The sequence below is a fragment of the Breoghania sp. JC706 genome (genome assembly GCF_037026715.1).
In the GTDB taxonomy this organism is placed as follows: Bacteria; Pseudomonadota; Alphaproteobacteria; order Rhizobiales; family Stappiaceae; genus Breoghania.
Genome location: NZ_JBANCG010000002.1, coordinates 455,272 through 480,765, shown reverse-complemented (window position 1 = coordinate 480,765; position 25,494 = coordinate 455,272). Strand labels below are relative to the sequence as shown.

The 25,494-nt window shown below is 65.1% G+C and carries 26 protein-coding genes; 11 read left to right on the top strand and 15 right to left on the bottom strand.

What is annotated here, in order from left to right; all coding sequences use genetic code 11:
• Positions 1-97 precede the first annotated feature (97 nt).
• The 5 genes from V2L18_RS05280 to V2L18_RS05260 form a co-directional block, all read right to left on the bottom strand.
• Complete coding sequence (locus V2L18_RS05280; RefSeq protein ID WP_336176784.1) at positions 98-1,402, bottom strand: DUF2778 domain-containing protein; 1,305 nt, start codon at positions 1,400-1,402, stop codon at positions 98-100.
• A gap of 680 nt (positions 1,403-2,082) precedes the next feature.
• Complete coding sequence (locus V2L18_RS05275) at positions 2,083-3,132, bottom strand: esterase-like activity of phytase family protein (protein WP_336176783.1); 1,050 nt, start codon at positions 3,130-3,132, stop codon at positions 2,083-2,085.
• A 56-nt stretch (positions 3,133-3,188) separates the two neighbouring features.
• On the bottom strand, positions 3,189-5,093 hold the full coding sequence (cobT, locus tag V2L18_RS05270; protein ID WP_336176781.1) for a cobaltochelatase subunit CobT: 1,905 nt from the start codon (positions 5,091-5,093) through the stop codon (positions 3,189-3,191).
• A 22-nt stretch (positions 5,094-5,115) separates the two neighbouring features.
• Complete coding sequence (gene cobS / locus V2L18_RS05265) at positions 5,116-6,102, bottom strand: cobaltochelatase subunit CobS (RefSeq protein ID WP_336176779.1); 987 nt, start codon at positions 6,100-6,102, stop codon at positions 5,116-5,118.
• Positions 6,103-6,435: 333 nt separating this feature from the next.
• A complete protein-coding gene (locus V2L18_RS05260) occupies positions 6,436-7,041 on the bottom strand; it encodes a DnaJ domain-containing protein (protein WP_336176777.1) in 606 nt (201 codons plus the stop codon).
• A gap of 166 nt (positions 7,042-7,207) precedes the next feature.
• Between V2L18_RS05260 and V2L18_RS05255 the strand changes: the two genes are divergently transcribed.
• Positions 7,208-7,468, top strand: coding sequence for a BolA family protein (locus V2L18_RS05255; protein ID WP_336176776.1), 261 nt, complete (start codon positions 7,208-7,210; stop codon positions 7,466-7,468).
• Between the two features lie 62 nt (positions 7,469-7,530).
• Here V2L18_RS05255 and V2L18_RS05250 read toward each other — a convergent pair whose 3' ends face one another.
• The 3 genes from V2L18_RS05250 to V2L18_RS05240 are packed head-to-tail and all read right to left on the bottom strand — an operon-like array spanning position 7,531 to position 10,638.
• Positions 7,531-8,859 (bottom strand): HlyC/CorC family transporter, encoded by a 1,329-nt coding sequence (locus V2L18_RS05250; protein WP_336176775.1) that lies wholly within the window; start codon positions 8,857-8,859, stop codon positions 7,531-7,533.
• The gene (aroB, locus tag V2L18_RS05245; protein ID WP_336176774.1) at positions 8,859-9,998 is read right to left on the bottom strand and encodes a 3-dehydroquinate synthase; all 1,140 of its coding nucleotides are present in this window, start codon (positions 9,996-9,998) and stop codon (positions 8,859-8,861) included. Before aroB ends, V2L18_RS05250 begins: the two co-directional genes overlap by 1 nt.
• A 55-nt stretch (positions 9,999-10,053) precedes the next feature.
• Positions 10,054-10,638, bottom strand: coding sequence for a shikimate kinase (locus tag V2L18_RS05240; protein WP_336177016.1), 585 nt, complete (start codon positions 10,636-10,638; stop codon positions 10,054-10,056).
• Between the two features lie 362 nt (positions 10,639-11,000).
• Here V2L18_RS05240 and V2L18_RS05235 point away from each other — a divergent pair, with 362 nt between their 5' ends.
• The 3 genes from V2L18_RS05235 to V2L18_RS05225 all read left to right on the top strand — a co-directional run bounded on the left by V2L18_RS05235 (position 11,001) and on the right by V2L18_RS05225 (position 13,239).
• Positions 11,001-11,153 (top strand): hypothetical protein, encoded by a 153-nt coding sequence (locus V2L18_RS05235; RefSeq protein WP_336176773.1) that lies wholly within the window; start codon positions 11,001-11,003, stop codon positions 11,151-11,153.
• Positions 11,154-11,181: 28 nt separating this feature from the next.
• Positions 11,182-12,120, top strand: coding sequence for a site-specific tyrosine recombinase XerD (locus tag V2L18_RS05230; RefSeq protein WP_336176772.1), 939 nt, complete (start codon positions 11,182-11,184; stop codon positions 12,118-12,120).
• Between the two features lie 141 nt (positions 12,121-12,261).
• Entirely contained in the window at positions 12,262-13,239 is a 978-nt protein-coding gene (locus V2L18_RS05225) for an NAD(P)-dependent oxidoreductase (protein WP_336176771.1), read from the top strand.
• A gap of 65 nt (positions 13,240-13,304) precedes the next feature.
• Here V2L18_RS05225 and V2L18_RS05220 read toward each other — a convergent pair whose 3' ends face one another.
• Both V2L18_RS05220 and V2L18_RS05215 read right to left on the bottom strand, forming a co-directional pair.
• The gene (locus V2L18_RS05220) at positions 13,305-14,387 is read right to left on the bottom strand and encodes a DUF2332 family protein (protein ID WP_336176770.1); all 1,083 of its coding nucleotides are present in this window, start codon (positions 14,385-14,387) and stop codon (positions 13,305-13,307) included.
• Complete coding sequence (locus V2L18_RS05215) at positions 14,380-15,972, bottom strand: fumarate hydratase (RefSeq protein ID WP_336177014.1); 1,593 nt, start codon at positions 15,970-15,972, stop codon at positions 14,380-14,382. The genes V2L18_RS05220 and V2L18_RS05215 overlap by 8 nt, the downstream gene beginning before the upstream one ends.
• 281 nt (positions 15,973-16,253) lie before the next feature.
• Here V2L18_RS05215 and V2L18_RS05210 point away from each other — a divergent pair, with 281 nt between their 5' ends.
• Positions 16,254-16,745, top strand: a complete 492-nt coding sequence (locus V2L18_RS05210; RefSeq protein ID WP_336176769.1) for a DUF4405 domain-containing protein — start codon at positions 16,254-16,256, stop codon at positions 16,743-16,745.
• A gap of 236 nt (positions 16,746-16,981) precedes the next feature.
• Here V2L18_RS05210 and V2L18_RS05205 read toward each other — a convergent pair whose 3' ends face one another.
• The 3 genes from V2L18_RS05205 to V2L18_RS05195 all read right to left on the bottom strand — a co-directional run bounded on the left by V2L18_RS05205 (position 16,982) and on the right by V2L18_RS05195 (position 18,829).
• Positions 16,982-17,551 carry a YceI family protein gene (locus V2L18_RS05205; protein ID WP_336176768.1) on the bottom strand — a complete coding sequence of 190 codons (570 nt, stop codon included), beginning with the start codon at positions 17,549-17,551 and terminating at the stop codon, positions 16,982-16,984.
• A 17-nt stretch (positions 17,552-17,568) separates the two neighbouring features.
• Entirely contained in the window at positions 17,569-18,159 is a 591-nt protein-coding gene (locus V2L18_RS05200) for a cytochrome b (RefSeq protein WP_336176767.1), read from the bottom strand.
• 94 nt (positions 18,160-18,253) lie between these two features.
• Positions 18,254-18,829 carry a YceI family protein gene (locus V2L18_RS05195; protein WP_336176766.1) on the bottom strand — a complete coding sequence of 192 codons (576 nt, stop codon included), beginning with the start codon at positions 18,827-18,829 and terminating at the stop codon, positions 18,254-18,256.
• A 389-nt stretch (positions 18,830-19,218) separates the two neighbouring features.
• Here V2L18_RS05195 and pcaC point away from each other — a divergent pair, with 389 nt between their 5' ends.
• Together pcaC and V2L18_RS05185 are read left to right on the top strand one after the other, a co-directional pair.
• Entirely contained in the window at positions 19,219-19,611 is a 393-nt protein-coding gene (pcaC, locus tag V2L18_RS05190) for a 4-carboxymuconolactone decarboxylase (RefSeq protein WP_336176765.1), read from the top strand.
• Between the two features lie 31 nt (positions 19,612-19,642).
• Entirely contained in the window at positions 19,643-20,272 is a 630-nt protein-coding gene (locus tag V2L18_RS05185; protein ID WP_336176764.1) for a glutathione S-transferase N-terminal domain-containing protein, read from the top strand.
• A gap of 249 nt (positions 20,273-20,521) precedes the next feature.
• Here the strand turns inward: V2L18_RS05185 and pcaQ are convergent, their stop codons facing one another.
• Entirely contained in the window at positions 20,522-21,448 is a 927-nt protein-coding gene (gene pcaQ, locus V2L18_RS05180) for a pca operon transcription factor PcaQ (protein WP_336176762.1), read from the bottom strand.
• Positions 21,449-21,580: 132 nt separating this feature from the next.
• On the opposite strand from pcaQ, the gene pcaH reads away from it, so the two are divergent.
• The 4 genes from pcaH (at position 21,581) to V2L18_RS05160 (ending at position 24,859) form a co-directional block, all read left to right on the top strand.
• Positions 21,581-22,282 carry a protocatechuate 3,4-dioxygenase subunit beta gene (pcaH, locus tag V2L18_RS05175; protein ID WP_336176761.1) on the top strand — a complete coding sequence of 234 codons (702 nt, stop codon included), beginning with the start codon at positions 21,581-21,583 and terminating at the stop codon, positions 22,280-22,282.
• 3 nt (positions 22,283-22,285) lie between these two features.
• Positions 22,286-22,894 carry a protocatechuate 3,4-dioxygenase subunit alpha gene (pcaG, locus tag V2L18_RS05170; RefSeq protein ID WP_336176760.1) on the top strand — a complete coding sequence of 203 codons (609 nt, stop codon included), beginning with the start codon at positions 22,286-22,288 and terminating at the stop codon, positions 22,892-22,894.
• A gap of 787 nt (positions 22,895-23,681) precedes the next feature.
• Positions 23,682-23,954, top strand: a complete 273-nt coding sequence (locus V2L18_RS05165) for a hypothetical protein (protein WP_336176759.1) — start codon at positions 23,682-23,684, stop codon at positions 23,952-23,954.
• A gap of 461 nt (positions 23,955-24,415) precedes the next feature.
• Complete coding sequence (locus V2L18_RS05160) at positions 24,416-24,859, top strand: hypothetical protein (RefSeq protein ID WP_336176758.1); 444 nt, start codon at positions 24,416-24,418, stop codon at positions 24,857-24,859.
• Positions 24,860-24,901: 42 nt separating this feature from the next.
• Here the strand turns inward: V2L18_RS05160 and V2L18_RS05155 are convergent, their stop codons facing one another.
• Positions 24,902-25,483, bottom strand: coding sequence for a TIGR00730 family Rossman fold protein (locus tag V2L18_RS05155; protein ID WP_336177013.1), 582 nt, complete (start codon positions 25,481-25,483; stop codon positions 24,902-24,904).
• Positions 25,484-25,494: the final 11 nt, after the last annotated feature.

Below are 25,494 nucleotides of genomic sequence, written 5' to 3'. Positions count from 1 at the left end.
AGAGGGGAGCGAGCGGCGCGGGCACAGCACCCTGCAGGTTCCGTCAATCGGCACGCATCGCTATCGCCGCGTTCGGATCAACCTCCGCCCCCTCACTTCAAAGCGAGGCCATGTAGGTCGGCAGGTGGGAGAGGTCCGGCACGACGATGATCTTGTTGACCTTGCCGGCCTTGAAGGCGGCGAGGAACCTATCGTAGTGCTTGAACACCAGGCAGCCGTTGGAACCGTTGGTGCCGCGCAGCATGTAGGTGTGGGCGAGGATGCCGTCGCGGCCGTTCATCGCGTCGCGGTCCGTCGGCAGCATGCGGATCGCCTCCACGCCGTGGAAGCGCGCCTCGCGCATGCGCAGATTGTAGATGTTGGGCGGCGTCGGGCCGACCATGCGGCGATCAACGTAATTCGGGTTGTCCTTCATGTGGCCGAGGCCGGAATGGGCCTCCAGCTTCTGCCCGTCGGGCATGTAGACGACGGCGGCCTTGATGTCATAGACGGCGACGCCGCTGCCGCGACCGGGCATGGCCATGTCGTTGGACCGAAACACCTTCTTCAGACCCGAAAAGACGCCGCCCTCATCGTCCTCGGGATCCTCCGCGCGCGCATAGGCGAGAACGGCGGGCTTGCCGGTGCTCTGGCGCGCGGCGACCCGCACATCGGGACGGCGCTGGGGAACAGGTGCAATCTCCGGCAGAAGCGCGGCGACGGTGGGGGTCTCCTCCACCTCGACCTCCTCGCGCACCGCGACACGGCCGCCGTTGCCTTGAGTCTCCGTCTCGACCTCGGCCTCGATCTCGATCGAGGGCTTGGGCTCCGGCTCCACAGCAAGCGGCACCTCCAGCACGTCGCCGCCATCGTCCGCCTCCACCTCGAGCGAGGCAAGCCGGACCGGCGCCTCCCCGGGGGTGGCATCGGGGGCTGCGTCTGGCATCATGCCGCGTGCCGCCAGCAGCCGACGGGTCAGCACCCGCTTGGCAAGCTCGGCGGCCAGCGCGATCTCGGCCGCCTTCTGGATCGAGACGGTCCGGTTGGCCTGCGCGGTTTCCTCGTTGAGGCGGGCGGCGAGCGTATCGAACCCGGCTGCGGCGTCCTCGGCGACTTCCAGGCGGGCGGCCTTAGCGCGCGCGGCGCGGTCGCGTCCGGCGAGGACGGCAGAGGAAATGCGCGCGGAACGATAGCCCGGCGTCGGCGTTATCATGGAGGAAAAGGACCGTGCGTCCGCGCTCAGGCGGTGCTCGGAAGAAACGGACACGAATGTCATCGCCGCGCCCGACAGCGCGAGAGCGAAGGCGAGCCCCGCGAACGCGACGCACGGAATGACAAGTCCGACGCGCGAGCCTCGTGTTCGCGCACTTTCTCCGCCTTTGGTCGGGCAGGAAGAGCCGGACGGCTTCTTACTCAAAAACATGCGGATCCAGACTGGCATATCTGGCGGCCGTACGACGCCGCTTACTCGATACTGAACACCGGCAGCGGTCACTGCGCTGAACCGGGTGCTTCGGCTGACTACGGCTACGACTGTCAGATATCTTGGTAACCAAGACGTTTACACGCCCAGAGCATTTTCAAACCAAAAGCCGGAAAAAGTGGCGGTTTTCTGGCCTTTTTCTGACAGGAGCGGGATTCGGGTCAATTGGTTTACGGGTGCGCTGATACGTAGCGGCTCACCTTGCCGCTGCGCGTTACGGTAACGCGTTGAGCAGGCCGCATGAATCCCGTTCGGCCAGAGCAATTCACGGCTGCACGGGCGCAAGCCGCCCGTCCTTAGAGACGGACGCTTCGCGTCCGCCTCAGAGCCTGGTCCGAAAACGGTAACCGGTTCTTCGCCTCGAATTCTCCGCGCCTTCATACCCCTCCATCGTCATCACCCGGCGAAGTCCGGGTGATCCAGCGCGCGCACCGAATGCTGCGGCTGGCGGTGGATTGCCCGGACTTCGCCGGGCAATGACGGCGGTGGGGCATGAGGGGGAATAACCGAAAGCGCATAGCCCGATACCATTTCCGGGCCGGGCTCTGAAGAGGCCCTAAGGGTCGTCTTGAAGGATGGGCCGCAGCACGAAACCCCGCGATCAGCTCCCCTGAAACGATCTACCGCGTCGGCTTCGCTTTCGGGGTCTGGCCGCGCTCCACCAGTTCGAAGCGCAGCAGCAGCGTGCGCTGCAGGATCGAGCGGTTGTCGTCGGAAATCACCGTCAGGAGCACACGACCAGCCTCGTCAACATCGACCGAAAGGCCTTCCATATTGTCGATCTGATAGGAGAGATCGGCCTCCACCAGGACCGTGCCGGCAAGACCATCCGCCCCAGCAAGGGCAGCGGCGGGAAACCGGCGGATGCGCATGCCGACGCCCTGGGCGAGGTTGAAGCGTCGTTCCAGCAGCAGCAGATCGCCGCCGGGCAGGAATGCGGCATCGGTGGCAGCATAGTTGTCGCTTGCCAGCAGCGAGAAGGACACGCGCTTGCCGTCGGTGCGGAAGAGCCATCCCGACAGACGATCGCTGCGCAGCTTGTCGAGTTCGCCGATCGCCACCGTCGCACCCGCCAACGGTCCGGAGGCGGCATAGGCCAGCGCTTCCAGCCCCCGGTTGGAGCCCAGATGACGGCGGATATCGCGCGGCAGAGGGAACTCGTCGGTATCCGGCCGGGCCGTCTCGTCGCGATAGGCGTAGATGCGCGGATCGCCCTCGAAGGACACGAGATAGTCGTCGCCGCCGTCAGCGCGCGGGCGCAGTGCCAACCCCTCGCTGTCCGCCTCCGACTTGCGGATCATCGGATTGCCCGCCCGGTCCAGCATCGGCGCTACCCAGGCCTTGCCGATGCCGACAGGCGCTCCGTTCGCGTCAATATCGAGATCGAAGGAAAACCACAAACCGTTGTCGGAGATGGCGAGCATGCGACGGCCGCCGTCCAGACCTTCGAGCCCGGAGAGCCCGCCCAGATGCGGGTTGGGCGAGGACAGGACACCGCCGCCCAGCCATTTCAAAGCCCCGAACCGCGTGCGCTCATGATCGCGCAGCTTGAAGGAGGGAAGCGGCTCGAAGCGGATCTGCAGGTCATGCCGGCCGGGCGCGAGCGTGCGCCGGTCCTTGGCGAGGGCGGGTGCGCCGACGGCGAGCACCAGGGAGAGCGCAAGAGCCATCGCCCGCCCCGCCAGACCACGGCCGGACAACGCCCGTGGCCCGCACGGCTCGCCTGTCACGCGCGCCGACGGCCGCGACCGCCCTGGCTCGCGCCCCGGCTTGCACCATGCGTCGGCATTTCCTCAAACAGCGAGGCGAGCTGCTCGGTCATGGCGCCTGCCAGTTCCTCCGCATCGACGATGGTGACCGCGCGGCGATAGTAGCGGGTCACGTCGTGGCCGATGCCGATGGCGATGAGTTCGACCGGAGACCGCGTCTCGATCGCCTCGATGACATGGCGCAGGTGCCGCTCCAGATAGTTGCCCGGATTGACCGACAGCGTGGAATCGTCGACCGGCGCGCCGTCGGAGATGACCATCAGGATGCGGCGCTGCTCGGGCCGGCCGAGAAGCCGGGTGTGCGCCCATTCCAGCGCCTCGCCGTCGATGTTCTCCTTCAAGAGCCCCTCGCGCATCATCAACCCGAGATTGCGCCGGGCCCGCCGCCACGGCGCATCGGCCGCCTTGTAGATGATGTGGCGCAGGTCGTTGAGACGGCCGGGCGTCACGGGCTTGTTGGCGCCAAGCCAGGCCTCGCGCGACTGGCCGCCCTTCCACGCGCGCGTGGTGAAGCCCAGGATCTCCACCTTCACGCCGCAACGCTCCAGCGTGCGGGCGAGAATGTCGGCACACGCCGCCGCCACCGTGATCGGACGTCCGCGCATGGAGCCGGAATTGTCCAGCAGCAGCGTGACGATGGTGTCGCGGAAGTTGGTGTCCTTCTCCTGCTTGAAGGCGAGCGGCTGCATCGGATCGATGACGAGCCGCGGCAGGCGGGCGGTATCGAGAATACCCTCTTCCAGATCGAAGTCCCAGGAGCGGTTCTGCTGCGCCATCAGGCGGCGCTGCAAGCGGTTGGCGAGCCTGGAGACAGCGCCCTGCAGGTTGACGAGCTGCTTGTCGAGGAAGGCGCGAAGCCGGTCGAGTTCCGCAGCCTCGCAAAGATCCTCCGCCAGAACGACCTCGTCGAAGCGCGTCGTGAAAACCTTGTAGTCGGAAGGCGGCTGGTTGGTGAAGGGCAACTCCGGGCGTTGCGCCTCGCCGGCATCCTCGGCCTCCGCATCGCCTTCCTGATCCTGGAAATCATCGGCATAGGTGTCGCCGGCTTCCGATTCGCCCATCTCCTCCTCGGAGCCGGGCATCTCGCTTTCCTGGGCCTCGGCGGTGTCCTCGCCCTCCATTTCCTCGCTTTCGCCCGACGAGTTTTCCGAACTCTGGTCCTCGCCGCCCTCGGGCTGCTGGTCCTCGTCCTGATCCTCACTCTCCTCGCCGATGTCCTCCGCAAGGTCGAGGGCGGCGAGCAGCGAGCGCACGCCGGTGGCGAAGTCCTTCTGGTTGTCGATGCGCGAAAGCAGGCCGTCGAGTGCACCGGCGCCACGTTCCTCGATCCAGCTCCGCCACATGTCGACGACGGGCAATGCGGACGCCGGCGGAGCCTTGCCGGTGAGCTTTTCGCGCACGATCAGCGCCAGCGCGTCTTCCAGCGGCGCCTCGGAGCGCTCGGTCACGTCGGCATAGCCGGCGCGCACGTAACGCTCGTCCAGCATGGCGGACAAGTTGTCCGCGACCCCCGACATCCGCCGCGCGCCGATGGATTCGCAGCGCGCCTGCTCCACCGCCTCGTAGACGGCACGCGCCTCCTGGCCCTCGGGCGCGTACTGGCGATGCACCTTGGCATCGTGACAGGCAAGCCGCAGCGCCATCGCGTCGCCCTGACCGCGCGAGACCGCGATGTCGCGCGCCGACGGCTTGCGCGGAAGCTCCGGCAGCCGCGCCTTCTGGCCGGCGAGCGAGGAGCGATCGGAGGAGAAGATCACCTCCAGCTCCGGCTCGCCGGATATGGCGCGCATGGTCGCGCCCACGGCCCGCTTGAACGGCTCGTTCGGGTTTTCGCCCTTGCCCCGTCCTGTATTCGACGCCATTGGCTGAGATCTCCGACCGGCGTTACGACAGAACCACGTTGGCCGAGGAATCCGGCAGATCCTGGCCGAAGCAGCGCTGATAGAACTCCGCCACGACGGAACGCTCCATCTCGTCGCACTTGTTGAGGAAGGTCACGACGAAGGCGTAGCCGAGATCGCCGAAGATGTCCGCGTTCTCCGCCCAGGTGATGACGGTCCGCGGGCTCATGACCGTGGACAGATCGCCGTTGACGAAGGCGGAGCGGGTCATGTCGGCCATGCGCACCATCTTGGAGACGATCTGGCGACCTTCCTCGTTCTGGTAGTGCTTGGCCTTGGCCAGAACGATGTTCACCTCGTTGTCGTGCGGCAGGTAGTTCAGCGTGGCGACGATCGACCAGCGGTCCATCTGGGCCTGATTGATCTGCTGGGTGCCGTGATAGAGGCCCGAGGTATCGCCCAGGCCCACCGTGTTGGCGGTGGCGAACAGGCGGAAGGCGGGGTGCGGACGGATGACGCGCGACTGGTCGAGCAGCGTGAGGCGGCCGGAGGATTCCAGCACGCGCTGGATGACGAACATCACGTCGGGGCGGCCGGCATCGTATTCGTCGAAGACGAGCGCGACATTGTTCTGATAGGCCCAGGGCAGGATGCCGTCGCGGAACTCGGTGACCTGCTTGCCGTCGCGCACGACGATGGCGTCCTTGCCGATCAGGTCAATGCGCGAGATGTGGCTGTCGAGGTTGACGCGCACGCAGGGCCAGTTCAGCCGGGCGGCGACCTGCTCGATGTGGGTGGACTTGCCGGTGCCGTGATAGCCAGTGACCATGACGCGGCGGTTGCGGGCGAATCCGGCGAGGATCGCGAGCGTCGTGGCGCGATCGAACAGGTAGTCCGGATCGATTTCCGGAACGTGCTCGCTGGTCTTGGAATAGGCCGGCACTTCCAGATCGCTCTCTATCCCGAAGACTTGGGCAACCGAAATCTTCATGTCGGGCATTTCGGCGCTTGTCGTTGTCTGGTCCGTCATCGGTCCTCCACATGCCCGTCTGTCGCGGGCTGGGGTCAAGGTCAATTGTTAGGGGCTCTCATCCGGCGCAGGCGGGGAAAGCGCGCTTGTCGGGCTCGAGCGCCATTCAACCGCCGGACTCTCCGTCAGGTCCCCTTGTCGTCAGGTTCCCGGCCTTCGGATCCGGCGCGCTCGCGCCCGGTCTTGAGGGCGGCGTTCGGCGCAGGTTAGGCCATGATCCGGAAAAGTTCCAGAGCCGGTGTGCACTGCGGGAGCGCCTTTTGTGACAGCTGTGCGAAGCGCCCGCCCGCGTCCCGCGCTCTCCGCAGGTCCGCCCTCACACCAGCCCCGCCCTCACACCAAACCGGACTGGCGCAGGATGTTGTAGGCCTGGATGATCTGGCGCAGGCGCTCCTCGGTGGAGCGGTCGCCGCCATTGGCATCAGGGTGGAGCTGCTTCACCAGTTCCTTGTAGCGCGTCTTGATGGCGGCGCTGTCGGCATACTCGTCGAGATTGAGGGTCTCCAGCGAGCGCTTCTCGAGGATCTTGACCTTGCGCCGTCGCGGCTGTTCGCGCCGCGGCGCCTCGCTACCGTCGAAGAACTCGAACGGATCGTGCGCATCGGCGTTCCAGGTGCGCCGGAAAGGCTTGTGCTCGTCGGGGCCCTTGTTGGTGCCCATCTTCCAGGTCGGGCGATGGCCGGTCAGCGCATCCTTCTGATAGGCGCGCACCTGGGTGTCGTCCATGCCCTCGAAATAGTTGTAGCTCTTGTTGTAGAGGCGGACATGGTCGATGCAGAAATGAAGGTACTGGCCTTCCGCGCCACGCCCGCGCGGCGCCTTGTGCGTGCCGGGATGGGTGCACCCCTCCCACTGGCAGCCGGGCACCTTCTCCGCTTCCAGCCGCTCCTTGTCCGGCTTGATCCTTATGCTGTCGAAGAGCTTCGAATCGAGTTTCATCACGTCGTACACTGATCCAGTGACAAGGGTGTCCGCGCCACGGCCGGCCTCCATGGCACGAGCGCGGCCCGCTACTATATCGAAACGGCCGGCACGAATCCTCCGAGGATAATCGGACGTTTCACGTCAGGCTACCCAGACAGGGTTACCAACAAGGGCACCAACGATGACGACCAAGACCAGAATCGAGGAAAAACTCACCCGCGCCTTCGCTCCCACGGTGCTCGGCGTGATCGACGAGTCGGACCGGCATGCCGGCCATTCCGGCTGGAAGGAGGGGGGAGAAACGCATTTCAGGGTCGAGGTGGTATCGAAGGCCTTCGAAGGCAAGTCCCGGGTGGAAGCGCACCGCATGGTCAACGAGGCGCTGGCCGAGGAACTCAAAAATGGGGTCCATGCGCTGGCGATCAAGGCCAGTGCGGGCTGAACTCGGATTTTTCCGCAAAGCCGGTGCACAAGAGGGTGGAACCGGGACACTTCGCGGCCCGGCTACTCGCCCGCCTTCAGCACGTTCGCCAGCGGCAGCAGGCGCAGCCGGGTGATCCGGTTCTTCTCCTTCTTCAGCACCGTGAAGCGGAAGCCGTGGAAGGTGAAGGCCTGGCGTTCCTCCGGGATCATCCGCGCCTCGTGGATGACGAGGCCCGCAATGGTCGTCGCCTCCTCGTCCGGCAGTTCCCAGTCCATCGCGCGGTTCAGGTCGCGGATCGGCACGGAGCCGTCCACCACCACCGAGCCGTCGGGCTGCGGGCGCACGCCCTGCACGACCACGTCATGCTCGTCGGAAATGTCGCCGACGATCTCCTCAAGGATGTCCTCAAGCGTCATCAGGCCCATCACCTCGCCGTACTCGTCGACGACGATGGCGAAATGGAACTTGCGCTTCAGGAAGGCATTGAGCTGGTCCTGGAGCGAGGTGGTGTCGGGCACGAACCAGGGCGGGGTGGCGATCTGCTCCATGTCGAGGCGCGACATGTCCCCGCCCACTTCCTTCACCGCACGCAGCACGTCCTTGGCATGGACGATGCCGATGATGTTGTCGGGGCTCTCGCGCCACAGCGGCAGGCGGGTGTAGGGGCTCGCCAGCACCTGATCGACAAGATCGCCCGGCGCGTCATCGGCGTTCAGCGTCTGCATGTTGGTGCGGTGGATCATGACGTCGGAGACTTCCAGCTCCGCCAGATCCAGAAGGCCGCCAAGCCTGTCACGGTCGGCCTTGATGAGGCCGCCCTCCAGATGCTGCAGGTCCACCGCGCCGCGCAGTTCCTCGCGCGCGGAAAGCACGTCCGCGCCCTCCTCCACCGACACGCCAAACAGGCTGAGGAGCTTGCGCACCAGGATCTCGATCGCGGCAATCGGCGGGCTGAACACGGCAACGCAGACGCGCACGATCGGCGAGACGGCGAGCGCGAAGCGGTCCGGATCGCCGATCGCCCATGTCTTGGGCAGCACCTCGGAAAAGATCAGCACCATCAGCGTCATCACCAGCGTCGCATAGGCGACGCCGGCATCGCCAACGAGCGACAGGAACAGCGAAGTCGCGAGCGAGGAGGCCAGAATGTTGACGAGGTTGTTGCCCAGAAGCAGCGCGCCGATAAGCCGCTCGCGCGAGGAAATCAGCTTCGCGACGATGGTCGCGCGCTTGTCGCCGGACTTCTCCATCTGGTGGATGCGGGCGCGGGAGGCCGCGGTGAGCGCGGTCTCCGAGCCCGAGAAGAACCCGGACAGCACCAGAAGCACCAGAATAGCGACCAGTGTCAGCCAGAACTCGCTGCCGAGCCCGGATATCGCTGCAACCACTCCGTCAATCTTGTCCAACATCACGTCCTGTCGCCGCTGCGCTCAAGAAAGCCTTCGACCGCGGCCGGGTCCACGCCCTTCTCCACGAAGGACCGGCCGATGCCGCGGGTGAGGATGAAAGTGAGCGCGCCGCGCGAAACCTTCTTGTCTTGCGCAATGGAGCGCATCAGTTCGGGCACGCCGGGCAATTGCCCGGGAATGTCCGACATATGGGTGGGCAGGCCGACCTTCGCCAGATGCCGCTCCACGCGCGCCGCGTCTTCCGCCGGACAAAGCCCCAGTTCGACGGAAAAGCGGTGCGCCAGCACCATGCCGATGGAGACCCCCTCCCCGTGGACCAGCAGCGCGCCGTCATAGCCGACGCCGCGCTCCAGCGCATGGCCGAAGGTATGGCCCAGATTGAGCAGCGCGCGCACGCCGCCCTCGCGCTCGTCGGCCGCCACCACGCGGGCCTTGGCCTCGCAGGAATGAGCGATTGCCTCGATGCGTGCCGGCCCGCCTTCGAAGATGCCCGCCCAGTGCGCCTCCAGCCAGGCGAAGAAGTCGGGATCGTCGATCAGCCCGTACTTGGCGACCTCCGCATAACCGGCGCGGAAGTCGCGGGGCGAGAGCGTGTCCAGCACCGAGGTGTCGGCGAGCACCAGCGCCGGCTGGTTGAAGATGCCGATCAGGTTCTTGCCGTGCGGGGTATTGATGCCGGTCTTGCCGCCGACGGACGAATCCACCTGCGCGAGAAGCGTGGTGGGCACCTGCACGAAAGGCATGCCGCGTCGCACGACGCCGGCGACGAAGCCGGCGAGATCGCCGATCACGCCGCCGCCGAGCGCGGCCACCACGTCGCCGCGTTCCAGGCGCGCGCCGAGCAGCCTGTCGCAAAGATCCTCAAACACGGGAAAGGACTTGGAGCCCTCGCCGGGCTTGACCACGAAGGTCTCGTGGGAAAGGCCGGCCGCCTCCAGCGACGCAAGGAAAGCCGGCAGGTGATGCGCGGCGACGGTCTCGTCGGTGACGATGGCGACGCGGGCGCCGGGAAACAGCGCCGCGATGCGCGCGCCGGCCTTCGCGATCAGGCCATCGCCGATCACGATGTCGTAGCCGCGTTCCCCCAGATCGACGCGCACGGTGCGCCGCACCTCCGCCTGCGCAAGACATTCTGTCATGACGCCACCTTCTCCGTATTGCCGGCTCCGTATCCGTCGGCTCTGGGTCTATCGGTCATCGCTCATCGATCTGGCGCATGTGACCGTCGACGGCGGCCACGACCTCGCTGACGACCTGTTCATGCGGGACGTTGCGCGAATCAACGCAGACATCCGCCTTGGCGTAGACGGGATCGCGCTGCGCGATCAGACGCTTGAGGACGCCTGCGGGGTCCGGCGTCTGCAGCAACGGCCGGTTGGTGCGCCGGCTGACGCGTTCGAACAGGGTCTCGAAATCCGCCTTCAGCCAGACCGATATTCCGCTTTGCGCGATCAGCTCGCGGGTCGCGGGGTTCATGAAGGCGCCGCCGCCGGTGGCCAGAACCTGCGGCCCCTGCCCCAGCAGACGCGCGATCACGCGATGCTCGCCGGCGCGGAAATAGGTCTCGCCGTGGCGGGCGAAGATCTCCTGGATCGTGAGATTGGCGGCCAGTTCGATCTCGGTGTCGGCGTCGACGAAAGGCAGCTTCAACCGGGCGGCCAGCAGCCGGCCGACGCTGGACTTGCCGCAGCCCATCATGCCGACGAGCACGATCGTGCGCGCACCCAGCCGCTCGCGCACGTCATCCGTATCCGGCCCGCTGGCCGGATCGGACTTCACGTTCTTCCTGCCGTGGGACCCCCGGTCCCCCGTCGCCGGATCGGCCACGCTCACGCGGCAGCCCTCCTTGTCACTCGACGCATTCGAACTTGCCCCCTGGCCTGGCTTCAAGCGGGCCTGGCTTCAAGCGGGCCGGCTTCAAGCGGCGCTGCGGGGCGTACGCCCTAGCTTTGAGCCTACGCCATGGCGCTCTGTCAAGCTTGGCCATCAGCCCCGCCCGGTGCCTCTTGTGAAAGAATCCACATTCGCAAGCGAAGGCCGACCTTGCCAGGCGCGCGGGCTTGCTCAAAAAATGCAAAAGGGCTAGGGCGTGCCCCATGCCGACGAAGCCTGCCGTGCCCGGCATGAGCGGAGAACGATCCATGCCGACGCTGACGCGCTATCTCTTCATTGTCCTTGTCCTGGGCGGGCTCGGCTACGCGGCGGTCTGGTCGCTCGGCACCCTTGTGACGCCGACCCCGCACGATATCACTGTCCAGCTGCCGCCCGACAGGATAGACCGGGCGGGACGTTGAGAACGGCATCAGGTCAGGGAAGACACAGTTGAGTTCGGCCCATCTGATCGAGACTTTTCTGGAGATGCTGGCGGTGGAGCGGGGCGTCGCGCTCAACACGCTGGAGGCCTATCGCCGCGACCTCGATGATTTCGCGGGCTTTCTGGCGACGACGGGCAAGGATGCCGCCGAGGCGTCGAGCGAAGACATATCCGCCTATCTCTCCGACCTCACCGCCCGCGGCTTTGCCGCCTCCACACAGGCGCGCCGGCTTTCCGCGCTGCGCCAGTTCTGCAAATTCCTGTATTCGGAAAACCTGCGCGGGGACGATCCGACCGGGCCGATCGCGGCGCCCAAGGCGCGCAAGAGCCTGCCGGGAACCCTCAGCGAGGCGGAGGTCGACCGGCTGATCGAGGCGGCGCGCTTCAACGCCTCGCTCGGCGGCGAGAGCGTCGCCCGCCAGCTTCGCGCCCACCGGCTCTACACGATGCTGGAGCTGCTCTATGCCACGGGCTTGCGCGTCTCCGAACTGGTCAGCCTGCCGATCGGAGCGACGCGGCCGGGTGCGGAAATGATCATCGTGCGCGGCAAGGGCGGGCGCGAACGGATGGTGCCTCTGTCGGACCGCGCAAGCGCCGCCATGCGCGACTACACCGCTCTCAGAAACGCCGCCGGTGCCTTTGCGGGCAGTCCCTGGCTGTTTCCCTCCTTCGGCGAAACCGGCCATTTCACCCGCCAGGCCTTCGCGCGCGATCTGAAGGCGCTGGCGGCCGGCGTCGGCATCAAGGCGTCGAAAATCTCGCCCCACGTCCTGCGTCACGCGTTCGCGAGCCACCTTCTCCAGAACGGCGCGGATCTCAGGATCGTTCAGCAGTTGCTGGGCCATGCGGACATCTCCACCACGCAGATCTATACCCACGTGCTGGACGAACGCCTGCGCAAGCTGGTTGACGAGCATCACCCGCTGGCAAAGCGCAAGAAGGGGTGACGCGGCTGCCGTGTGCCGCCCCGCCGCGCCCGAAGCAACCTACCGCCCGATAACGCGCGTCCTGTCGTTTTTCTCAAGAGTATCGAAAGAGTTTGCCGATATTCCTGGCTTGACCACTGCGAACGGGACAGCAACACCTCCATGCCCTCTTCCACCGCAATCGTCTTCGGCGGCGCCGGTTTCATCGGCTCGCATCTGCTTGCGCACCTCGTGGCCGGGGGAAAGCATGCCCGCGTGATTTCGGCCGACATCCGTGCCCCGAAACGCACCGTCGCCGGCGTCGAGTACCTGACCTGCGACGTGCGCGAGACGATCGACGCCGCGGCGCTGGGCCCGGCCTCCGTCGTCTACAATCTGGCCGCGGTCCACACCACGCCGGGCTACGAGGACTGGGAGTACCACTGGACCAACGTTCTGGGCGCGACGCATGTGTGCGACTACGCCCGCGCCGCCGGCTGCAAGACGATGGTCTTCACCTCCTCCATTTCCGTCTACGGCCCCTGCGAGGAACCGAAGGACGAAACCGGCGCGCTCGAGCCCAACTCCGCCTATGGCCGCTCCAAGTATCAGGCGGAGGAGATCCATCGCGCGTGGGCCCGCGCCGATGCGGAACGACACCTGCGCATCGTGCGGCCGGCGGTCGTCTTCGGTCCCGGCGAGGGCGGCAACTTCACCCGGCTCGCCGGGCTCCTGAAAAAGGGCCGTATGGTCTATCCGGGCCGCAAGGAAACGATCAAGGCCTGCGGCTATGTGGGCGAGTTGCTGCGCATGCTAGATTTCGCGCTTGAGCGCGAGGAGCCGGAGATCACCTTCAACTTCGCCTACCGCGAGCGCTATACGACGGAAGACATCTGCGACGCGTTCCGCAAGGTGGCCGGTTTCAAGGCACCCCTCGGCGTGGTCCCGCTTCCCGTCATGCTGGCGGGCGGTCTCGCCTTCGAGATGCTGGGGCTTTTGGGCAAGAAGACCTCGGTCAACCGGGCGCGGGTGATGAAGCTCGTCCACTCCACCAACGTGGTCCCGGGCGTTCTGCCGGCGATGGGCTACGAATACGAGACGGACCTGGAAGAAGCGCTCCGGCGCTGGCAGGCGGCGGAGCCGAGCGGCGAGTTTGTCTGAGGCGGGATACCGTACCGCAAGGGATTTGCGGGCTGTCGTTGTGCGGTCCATCCCTCGAGACGGTCCTACGCCTCCCCCCAGCGAATCCACCGTCCGTGGAAATCTGCGCGTGCCAACGTCCTGATCTCTCCGTCCGGCCACAGGGCAAGCTTGACGGCGCAGCCAGGCGTATTGCCGTCAGCCTCGATTGCCAGCCACGCCAACGGAGACGCCTTGCCCGCCCGCTGCCCCGCCTTCTGCACGATCTCCGCAAACCGCTCCCTGTCGGCATCCGGCAGATATTGCAGCACGATGGAATGATAGACGACCTGGCACCGGCCCGGTTCTGACCGTGCAAGCTGGCGCTCCAGCCAGTCAAGCGCATCCGCCTTTTCGACGTCCAGAGAAGCACCGCTTGCCACTGCAAGCGCCTTTTCAAGCCGCTCCATCCGGTCGATTTGATCGGGCCAGGTGTAGGATTTCAGGCGCAGGACGTCATCCTCCCGGCCGGGATAGAGCGGGTTGTGATCGCAGCCCCGTCGTGTGGCGATCCTTGGCACGACGGCCAGGGGCCTAGGGCCGTGCCATTCGGGTGCCAGCGTCAAGGGCGCGGCGGGATTGCCTGCGACGACGTCCTTCATCTCGTGGCGATAAAGATCGGGACACAGGTTGAGCCCGGCGCTGGAGCCGATTTCCAGAAGGCTCAGCGGCAAGGCGGTCGCCGCTGCAATCTCCATCAGCCCCGCCATCACCATCGAGGAACGACGCACCTCGTTGGTCTGCGGCGGGCTTTCGAGGTAATCGCAAAGAAACCGCTCATGCGCGGGAACCACGACCGCCAGCGCGGCGCGCAGCCGGTCGGCGTCGAACCCGGCCGCCTGCACGGGATAGCAGGCGGCAAGCTCCGGCGCCGCGCCGTCGAGGACGAGCCGATGCAACGCACCGGCCAGGCGCAGCGGCACGGCGTCCCCCTTCGCCGACGGCTCGCCTGTCCATTCGACGAGCCGCGTTCGCAATGCCCCCTCGGGCAGGCCCTCTCGCGCGAACATCTCCATCAACTCGCCCATGAAGGGCGAACCGAGATCGCGACAGGAGCCTGCCTGACGGAAAAAGGCGGCGCGGATCGGCTCCGGCCAGATGTCCTTCGAGGCCGAGCCGGCCTCACCCAAGATTGAGTTCCTTGAAGAAGTCGTTGCCCTTGTCGTCGATGACGATGAAGGCCGGGAAATCGACGACCTCGATCCGCCACACGGCTTCCATGCCGAGTTCTGGATATTCCACGACCTCGACCTTCTTGATGCAATCCTGGGCAAGACGCGCCGCCGGGCCGCCGATGGAGCCGAGATAAAAGCCGCCGTGGGCCTGGCAGGCGCGACGTACCTGCGCCGAGCGGTTGCCCTTGGCAAGCATCACCATGGAGCCGCCGGCTGCCTGGAACTGATCGACGAACGAATCCATCCGCCCCGCCGTGGTCGGCCCGAAGGAGCCGGACGGCATGCCTTCCGGGGTCTTGGCGGGACCGGCGTAATAGACCGGGTGGTTCTTGATGTAGTCGGGCAGCGGCTCGCCCTTTTCCAGCCGTTCGCGCAGCTTTGCGTGCGCCGCATCGCGCGCCACGATCAGCGGGCCTGTCAGCGACAGCCGCGTCTTGATCGGGTGCTTGGTCAGTTCGCCGAGAATTTCCGACATGGGCCGGGTGAGATCGACCTTCACGACGTTGTCGGACAGGTGCTCGTCGGTCACCTCCGGCATGTACTTCTCCGGGTGCATCTCCAGCTGTTCGAGGAAGATGCCGTCCTTCGTGATCTTGCCGGTCGCCTGACGGTCGGCGGAACACGAGACGCCGATACCGATGGGAAGCGAGGCGCCGTGGCGCGGCAGGCGGATGACGCGGACATCGTGGCAGAAGTACTTGCCGCCGAACTGCGCGCCGACGCCCGAGGCCTGCGTCAGCTTGTGGATCTCCGCTTCCATATCCAGATCGCGGAAGGCATGGCCCAGCATCGAGCCCTGCGTCGGCAGATTGTCGAGATAGCGGGCGGAAGCGAGCTTCACCGTCTTCAGGTTGATCTCGGCAGACGTGCCGCCGATGACGATGGCGAGGTGATAGGGCGGGCAGGCGGCCGTCCCCAGCGTCAGGATCTTTTCCTTCAGGAAATCGATCATGCGGTCGTGGGTCAAAAGCGCCGGCGTGCCCTGAAAGAGGAAGGTCTTGTTGGCCGAGCCGCCGCCCTTGGCCATAAACAGGAACTTGTAGGCGTCGTCGCCCTCCGCATAGAGGTCGATCTGCGCCGGCATGTTGTTGGCGGTGTTCTTCTCCTCGAACATGGAGAGCGGCGCCAGCTGCGAATAGCGCAGGTTCTTGCGGAAATAGGCATCGCGCGCGCCCTCGCCGAGCGCGGCCTCGTCACCGCCGTCGGTCCAGATGCGCCGCCCCTTCTTGCCCATGATGATGGCCGTGCCGGTGTCCTGGCACATGGGCAGAACGCCGGCTGCGGAGATGTTTGCGTTCTTCAGGAGATCGAAGGCGACGAACTTGTCGTTGTCGGTCGCTTCCGGGTCGTCGAGGATCCTGACCAACTGCTCCAGATGGCCCGGACGCAGGTAGTGATTGATGTCCTTGAAGGCCTCCTCGGCCAGAAGCCGCAGTCCCTCGCGCTCCACAACCACGACCTCCTCGCCGCGGAACGTGTCCAAGGAGACGAAATCGGATGTGAGCTTGCGGTAGGGCGTGGTGTCCGCGCTCAGCGGCATGAGCGAGGTGTGGGTATAGGCGGGGGGCGTCGTCGGCTGGACGGTCATGGCGCGTCTCTCTCCCAATTGCGCGAAACGATCGAGCGGGTTTTACGCGCAATGGGGCACCGCGCCAACAAAAAGCGCACGCGGGGCCGGGATGGCCTTCGCCCGTTCATAATGGGTTCAGCGAGGCAGGGGTAGGAGATCGAAAGGCCCGCCGTGGAGGGGACGGCATCGCCGAAAAAAGCTGCCAATCGCAAGCGGTCCGACATCGGAACCAGCCAGCAAAGAGGTTCGTCATGCCTGCCTTTCTATCGCGTTACGCCACCCCCCTCACCACGGGCCTGTTTCTCGTATCCCTGATCTCCGGCATCGCCCTGTTTTTCCACTGGGGCTCCGGCCTCTTCCACGGCATGCACGAATGGCTGTCGATGGTGCTGATCGTGCCGTTCGTGCTGCATATCTGGAAAAACTGGCGGCCGTTTTCCAGCTACTTCAAGCGACCGGCCATGGGCATAGCACTTGCGCTCTCCATCGTCGCTGCGGCAATCTTCATGATCCCTGCCAGCGGCGGAAGCTCCGGCAACCCGCTGGTCGCGGTGATGGGCAAGCTGCAGGCGAGCTCGGTGGAAACCGTCGCCCCCATCTTCGGCCACACGGGCGAAAGCCTCGCCGCAGCGTTGAAGGCGAAGGGCTACACGGTCGCCTCGACCCAGATGACGCTCGACGACGTCGCCAAGGCCAGCGGCAAGAGCGGCATCGACATGGCGCGCACGCTCGGCTCGATCTGAGATAGGGGCCGGAAAGTGGAGCGGAGTTCGTGGCCTCGCGTCTCGGGCGCGTTGAAGCGGCCTCCGCGGCCAGCCTCCCTGCCCCAATCTCTCCACCGTCATCACCCGGCCCCCGCTTTCACGGGCACAGGCTCCGTCCGGGTGATCCAGCGCTGTCCCTCGCCATTGCCCGGACAAAACCGGGCGATGATGAGGGAGAGACCGTGGGCGGGGAGAAGAACGGCGTGGGGCCCCGCCTACTTCTTCTTCGTCGCGACCACGTCGAATTCGACCTTCACGGTGCCGTCGAGCGTGGCGTCGTCGATTTCCGACCCGATCTTGTAATCCTGACGCTCCAGCGTGCTGCCGCCCCTGGCCACGGCCTTGTCGCCATCGACCTTGAGCGAGAAAGGCAGCGTCATCGGCACGGCGATGTCCTTGATGGTGAGCGTGCCCACCGCGTCGAAGGTACCGTCGCCGGTCGGCACGACCTCGTCGGAGGTGAAGGTCGCCTTTGGATGCGCGCCGGTCGCAAGCCACGCATCGCCCGTCAGCGTCTGCCCCATCTGGCCGTCGTCGGTCGAAACGCTTCCGGTATCTACCGTCACGTTGATCGCGGCCGTTTCCGGAGCCTCCGGATCCATGTCGATCTTCGCATCCCACTTGCCGAAGGAACCGGTGATCAGCTTGTCGCCCTGGCGCACCTTGAAGGTGAGCTTGGAGGCGTCGTGATCGACCGTCCATTCGGCAGCGTCGGCGGCGGTCGCAGCCAGCGCAGGGGAAATCAGGAAGGCGACCGCGAGCGCGCCCGCAACCATCTTGTTCATCGCAATACTCCAGAATGTCAGATGCGCGAGGGTTGCCGCGCGGGGACCGGCGACACCATGCGGCGCAAAGTGTCGTCACGAGCTACCAGATGGTGCTTGATTGCGGCAGCGGCATGGAAGGCGGCAAGCCCGATCAGCCCCCATGCGAGAATCTCGTGCACGCTCTTGAGCGTGGCTTCGGCGGCCGACTTGTCGCCGAGGATGGCGGGAACCGGCAGATGCGGCACGTGCAGCACGCCGTAGAGCACCGTCGGGATGCTCCAGGGCGAGGCCGATACCATCAGCCAGCCGGAAAGCGGGATCGCGAACATCAGCAGATAAAGCACGAAATGGCTCGCATGCGCGCCCGCCCGCTCCCACGCTGGCATGCCGGAAGGTAGCCGAGGCGTCGGGTTCGCCAGCCGCCACAGCAGCCGGACAGCGACCAGCGCCAACACCGTGAAGCCGAGCGACTTGTGAAGCTGATAGAGCACGAAAGTGCCTGGATCCGCCTGCGGCAAGCCGGTCATGTAGAGCCCCAGGACAAACAGCGAAACGATCAGCGCGACCATTGCCCAGTGAAAGGCGATGGAGACGAGACCATAGCCCGTGGCCGTGTTGCGAAGCATCGAAGACCCCATTTCAAGTGACGTCCGGGTCCCGATGGGACCGGCAGCATGCAAAGTGCGCCCGGTCCCGCCGAGTTCCCAAAGCTGTCGCCTACTACTGCTTCTGGTCGAGTTCCAGATCGATACGCAGCGGCACCTCGTCGGCCACCGCCGGCGCATAGCCGGCAACGTCATAATCGGAGCGCTTCAGCGTCGTCGTGCCGACGAGGCCAATCGCCCTGACTTTGGCCATCGGGTTCTGGCCGACCTTCTTGACCGTGAAGTCGATGGTGACTTCCTTGGTCTTGCCGTGGATCGTCAGATCGCCGGTCACCGCGACCTTGTCGTCACCGGTCTTCTCGAACGACTTGGAGACGAAAGTCGCTTCCGGATATTTCGCAACGTCGAAGAAGTCAGCGGACTTCAGATGCTCGGTGCGGGCGTCCCAGAAGGTGTCGAGGCTCGACATGTCGATGGTGACCTTGGCCTTGGAGTTGGCGAGGTCGTCCTCGTCGAGCACGATATCCGCATCGTAGGCGCCGAAACGGCCGTGGATGGTGGAAAAGCCCAGGTGCTCGACGGAGAAAAAGATCGAGCTGTGGCTCTTGTCGACGGTGTAGGCGACGGGTTCGGCAAGCGCGGGGGCAGCGATGAGGCTGGCGGCGAGGGCTGCGGCGGCGAGGCGGACCATGAGTGCTCCTTGAAGTGTCGTCGTCATTGAGGCGGGCGCCGGTCGGGCGTCCCGTGTTGCAGTGCAGCACATGTAGGAAGCGCGATGCCGTTCCGTCCATTGGACGGACTGTTCACCCGACGCGCACCAATCGCCTAAATCAGGACAAATTCTACTTTTTCTCTTTTTCTCCAGAGAGTTGGATCGCACTTTCCGGCATCCGCGAACGCCTGGCCAGGGGCCAACTTTTTTGTGATGGTCTTTTGTCGGCAACGGTGACCTCACTGCTTTCGGCCGCGTCTTGGCAGTTGACCGCGACGGCGGCCGGCGTCAGGGTGCTGCCCCACCTTTCATCTTCGCGAGAAAGATCAAGCGTGTTCGCGCAAGAAATCAGCAGGCAGGAGCGTTCAATGGACGAAGGCGAGCGGCATGAGCTGGGAATGAAGACGCGGCGGTCCGTGCTGGGTGATGCCCATGTGGACCGCGCGGAGGCCGGCAAGACGGCCTTCACGTCCGATTTCCAGGATCTCATCACCCGCTATGCCTGGGGCGAGATCTGGACGCGACAACGGTTCGACCACAAGACGCGACGCCTGCTGGTGCTGGCCATGATGGTCGCGCTCGGGCGCTTCGAAGAATTCGTCATGCATGTGCGCGCCGCCCTGTTCGAGGGCGAACTGGAGCCGGAGGACATCAAGGAAGTCCTCATGCAGTGCGCCATCTACTGCGGCGTTCCAGCCGCCAACACCGCCTTCAAGGAAGCAGCCGCCGTGGTTGCGGAATACGAAAAGGCCAACGCCTGACCCGGGTCGGCGTTGAGACGGAGAGCCTCTCGTGATCGATCTTTATACCTGGAGCACGCCCAATGGGCGCAAGGTCTCCATCATGCTGGAAGAATGCGGCCTGCCCTATCAGGCCTTCGCCGTCGACATTCAGAACGACGAGCAGTTCCAGCCGCACTTTCTGAAGATTTCGCCCAACAACAAGATCCCGGCCATCGTCGACCGGGAAACCGGCCTGTCGCTGATGGAATCGGGCGCGATCCTGATGTACCTGGCGCGCAAGACCGGCCTGTTCATGCCCCAGGACCAGGCGGCCTGGTGGCGCGCGGTGGAATGGGTGATGTGGCAGATGGGCGGTTTCGGCCCGATGCTCGGCCAGTCGCACCACTTCCTGCATTTCAATCCCGGCAAAGCGCCCTATGCGGAGGAACGCTTTTCCAAGGAGGCGGAACGGCTCTACGGGGTGCTCGACCGCCAGCTCTCGCAGCATGAATATGTGGCCGGAGACTACTCCGTCGCCGACATGGCGATCTGGCCATGGGCCTCGCGCTTCGAATGGCAGGGTGTGGACCTGAACGCCTACCCGCATGTGAAGCGCTGGTACGAAACCGTGGCCGCACGCCCGGCCGTTCAGCGCGGCTACAACGTGCCAAAGGATATGGGCCAGATCCCGATGCCGTGAGGCGGGGATCGGGGGATTGAGACGGGGAGCGCCCTTCGGGCGCGCTTGTTGCGCTGGGTTCCGGGTCTGGCCATGCCGCTTTGCGGCGCAGACCGCCCGGAATGAGGATCAAGTGGTTGACTTGCGGCTTAACCACAGCTTCCTCCTTCCGGACAAGCGAGGCGAAGCCAAGCGCCGATCCGGAAGCCAGCAAATCAGTGCGCCGCAGGCGCTCGCGTTCCCTTCCCTTCGTCCATTGCCATCTTCTTTCTACCCCTCCGCGCGGATCTCGCCCGCCACCTCCCGGATGGTCGAAATCAGCATGGCGACGAGCGGGCTCGGCGGTACGTCGGAGCGCATGGTCAGACCGATGGAGCCCTCCAGCGGACCCCGGTCGATGGGCAGCTCCGCCAGAAGCCCGGCCTCCAGATCGCCCATGACCGCCCCGCGCGGCACGGCCCAGACCGTGTCGCCGGCCAGCACGTGCGCGCGGCCGAAGGTGACGGAGATGGTCTCCACCCGTTCCGCCGGGAGCCGGACGCCATGGGCGATGAAGAAGCGGTCGATATCGCCCCGAATGACCGTGCCGGCCGACGGCAGCGAGACCGGATAGTCGGTGATCGCGGCCAGATCGAAGGGGCGGGCGGATGCCAGCGGATGGCCGGCGCGCACGACCAGCGTCAACGGTTCGGTATAGAGCTGCTCGAAGGTGAGCCCGACCATGTCGGCGGGACCGACGAGCCGGCCGACGACCAGATCCAGATCCCCCCTTTTCAGCTCGTCGAGGAGCTGCGCGTTGGAGGCGGTCGCAATCCGCACGAGGGTTTCGGGCGCCGCCTGGCGCAGCAGCGCCAGCGCACGCGGCATCAGCCGGGCGCCGACATTGGGCAGCACACCGACGGTCACCACATGACCGCCCCTGTCGCGCGCCGCCGCCACGCTCTCCACCCCTTCGCGCAGCGCCATGACGGAGGCGGAGGCATGACGCAGGAAAACCTCGCCAAAACGGGTCAGGCGGATCCCCTTGCGCGAACGCTCGAAGAGCCGGGTGGCCAGAACCTCCTCCAGCTCGCGCAACGCCTTGGAGGCGGCCGGCTGGGTGATGGCAAGCGCCTCGGCCGCCCGGCTGATGCTGCCCTGACGGGCGATCTCCAGGAAACACTGCAGGTGTCGGAACTTGATGCGGGCGTCGAGCATGGCTCCATATAACCATATGAATATGCCAATGGGCGAAATTTGTTATTTTACATAACCGGAACATGAGGGCATCTTGCGCCGACATGGAGAGCCCCGAGAGGAGGAATGTCGGGGTCGAGGAGGACAGACCGCATGAACAAGCCCTACAATTCGCGTGACTGGATGTCCCATCCGGCCTATCTGCACGCGCCCTACAAGTCGACGGTGCTGCGCTCGCCGACCAAGCCGCTGATCCCGCTGAAGCAGACGCTTTCGGAACGCACCGGCCCCGTTTACGGGCACGAGAAGGTGGGCGTGCTGGATTCGGACCTGACGAAGAACGGCGCGAAGAACGGCGAGCCGCTGGGCGAACGCATCATCGTGACGGGCCGCGTTCTCGATGAGGACGGCCGGCCGGTGCGCAACACTCTGGTGGAGGTGTGGCAGGCGAACGCCGCAGGTCGCTACATCCACAAGGTGGACCAGCACAACGCCCCGCTCGACCCCAACTTCTTCGGCGGCGGGCGCTGCGTGACCGACGACGAGGGCCGCTACACCTTCCGCACGATCAAGCCCGGCGCCTACCCTTGGGGCAACCATTTCAACGCCTGGCGGCCGAACCACATCCACTTCTCGCTGCTTGGCCCTTCCATCGCCACGCGGCTCGTCACCCAGATGTATTTCCCCGGCGATCCGCTGCTCGATCTCGATCCGATCTATCTCGGCACGCCGGCGGAAGCCCGCGAGCGCCTGATCTCGAAGTTCGCGATCGACGTGACAGAGCCGGACTTCGCCCTCGGCTACATCTTCGACATCGTCCTTCGCGGACGCAACGAAACGCCGATGGAGGATTGAGACATGAGCCAGATGAAGAGCGAAGCCCTGAAGCAGACCCCGTCGCAGACGGTGGGCCCCTACTTCGCCTACGGCCTGACTGCCGGCCAGTACGGCTACCCGCACACCGCGATCGCCGACACCACGCTGACGGATGCGGAAACCGAAGGCGAGCGCATCCGCGTGGAAGGCATCGTCTATGACGGCAACCGCGACCCGATCAACGATGCGATGATCGAGATTTGGCAGGCGGACGCTGAGGGCCGTTTCAACCATCCGGAAGATACGCGCCGCCCGAACGCGCATTTCACAGGTTTCGGGCGCTGCGGCACCGGCACCGACCCGGAGAACAAGTTCTGGTTCGATACGATAAAGCCGGGCTCACCTGAGGAAGGCGAGGCGCCGCATCTCAACATGATCGTCTTCGCCCGCGGCATGCTGGTGCATGCCTATACGCGCGTGTACTTCTCCGACGAGGCGGCGGCGAACGCGGCCGATCCGGTGATGCAGTCGGTGCCGGAAGAGCGCCGCCGCACGCTGATCGCCGAACGGCGCGAAACGCCGACGGGCACCGTCTATCGTTTCGACATCCACATGCAGGGCGATGACGAGACGGTTTTCTTCGACGTGTAGAGCGCTGCGCGATCGCAACGGACGACCAGGGCTCCGGTTTGCCGCCGGAGCCTTTTTTCTTGCCCGTTCGCCGGGTGGTGCGGGAGATCCGGCTTGCTCGCCACGCCCTGACACAGGAGGGCCTGCTGCCGGTTTCACGGAACAGACAAAGAAAAGTGTACGTCGCCACGGCCTGAACGCCTCGAAATCCCCGGCCACGAAAGTTGCGCCGAGTCGGACCCTGTACCATTACATCCGGCATCGCGGACTTGACGGGATATTGTTTTGCCCCTTTGACCGGCGAAGGCAGGGCCCGGCTTTCCGGCGAGCCTGTCGACCAACTCGCCTCGCCTTGCCCGCAACACCTTTTGCCAAAGCCCCTTTTTTCGCCCGCGCCGACGCCGCTCGGCCATGCGGCTGAAAACGGGAAACACCATGTCCAGTGGCCGCCGCTTGCAAACGAAGCGAGATCGGGGAGGCACACCCGGCCCATCCGGACTTTACTTGGAATTGCGCTGATGATCCGTATTAACCTGTATATTGCCTTATTTTACAACCGCTTGCGACACATCGCCTGCGCGCTCGTACGATCATCGCACGCAACGAAAAACAGACGTTAACAGAACGTTATCCACAGGCCAACGGAGGCCGCAAAGTTGGCTTGACGGTTTTTTTCCATAATTTTCATGGGTTAGACGGAACTCTCCACATTTTCTTCCACAGTACGTCTTTTTTCGGTGGATTATTCCCTTTTTCTCGGGGATTAGTTCCCGTAAAGTAATCTTCCAAGAGAGGCGAGGGTCCTGTTATGTTTGACAATACAAAGAACAACGACTCCTACGAGGCGGACAGACGTTTGCGGAAAAATCTTCGGCGTTTCGACCGGAACAGCCTGAAGATACTTCACCCCCTGTTTCGCGACGCCTTGCGCCTGCTGGCGCAGCGGCATCAGACAGACAAGCGTGAAACACTCCTGCTGCCTCTCGTGAGCCTGGCTCCCCCGATTGAGAGCGATCGGCAGACGAGCCCGTTTGCCGTCGTGACCACCGGGCGCGACCAGCCGGTTCACCTGCACCACTGAGATCCGTGCCGCTTGAGTCGGAGCCCTCTCCAGCTCCCTTGCGGTACGGGGAGAGCGGCCGTTCCCCCTGTCGGTCGCAGGCCACGTGGCATCGGGCGCCCCGTTCACTCTCCGCGGCGCCCGTTGACACTGGAAAGCGGGAGATGCCGCAACAGCTCCCGCGAAAGTCCGGTCAGCATTCGCGCGCGGGCGTGGCTGCAACAAAGTACCGTGAGGCGTTCAGATCCCCCTTCTGAACGCCTCTTTCTTTTCTGAGCGCAAGACTTGCAGGGAATGCTGCGGGAAGCACCGGCAACGGCCTCAACGACACGTTTCGGGCAGGAAAGGCCGCCGGATTGGTTAAGGAAACCTTTTCGTTAACCATTCGTAAACCAATGCGACCGAAAACTGGCACTAACGAATCCGACGGTTTCGCTGGGCAACCAGACCGCACCGTCGATCTGGAGCAGAGGTGCACCGGCATGCTGAATTCCCTCTCCGTCCGCATTGCACACGTCTTCGACAGGGTGCCGCCGGCGACAGCGAGTTCCACCGCGTTTCTGCTCATAACCGGAGCGGCGCTCGGCTTCGGCCTGCCGCTCGGGCTCGCCCATCCCTATGACTGGGCGTTCCATGGCGTCTTCTTCGCCCTGCTCACGATTTCGCTTTCGGGATTTTTCCGGGGCAGCGCCGTGCCCGCTCTTGTCGTCGCGCTGATCCTGGCGGCCGCCGGAGAGATCATCCAGGGACGGCTCGGCTATCGCGACATGTCGATCATCGATTTCGTCGCCAGCGCCATCGGCGCGCTTTCGGCCGCGGGCGTCCTGTCGATCCGTGTTCCGGCTCCCTTCCCGGCCGAAGACCTGAGCTTCATCGAACGCGCCCGCATCGCCCGCGGCCTCAACGCCCACGGCCTCAACGACTGAGGCCGCAGGCATTTTTCGTATGAGCCGACCGTCTGGCGACGGTCAAACGTCGGAACGCTCCACCCATTTCGTCACGTGCGGCGCCTGATAGGCCGTAAAGGTTTGCAGCAGCGCCGCCGGATCCGCGTCGATCGCCAGCATGGCGCGATGTTCGGCGCGCACGAAGCCTTCCGCAACCTGATGGTCGAGGAAGGCGGCGAGCTTCGAATAGTAGCCCGCCACATCCAGAAGGCCGCACGGCTTGTCGTGGTGGCCGAGCTGCGCCCAGGTCCACACCTCGAAAAGCTCCTCCAGCGTGCCGATGCCGCCGGGCAGCGCGATGAAGCCGTCGGAGAGATCGGCCATCATCTTCTTGCGCTCGTGCATGGAGGCGACGACGTGGAGTTCGGAGAGCCCCTTGTGGGCGATCTCGCGATCGACGAGCGCCTGCGGCATGATGCCGACGACCTCGCCGCCGGCGGCAAGCGCGGCACTCGCCACACGGCCCATCAGTCCGATTTCAGCCCCGCCATAGACCAGCCTCAGGCCGCGCCGGGCGATCAGATCGCCCAGCGCCTCCGCCGCCGCCAGATAGTCGGGCCGGTTGCCCGGATTGGATCCGCAATAGACGCAGATCGCGTTCAGTTCGCTCATGT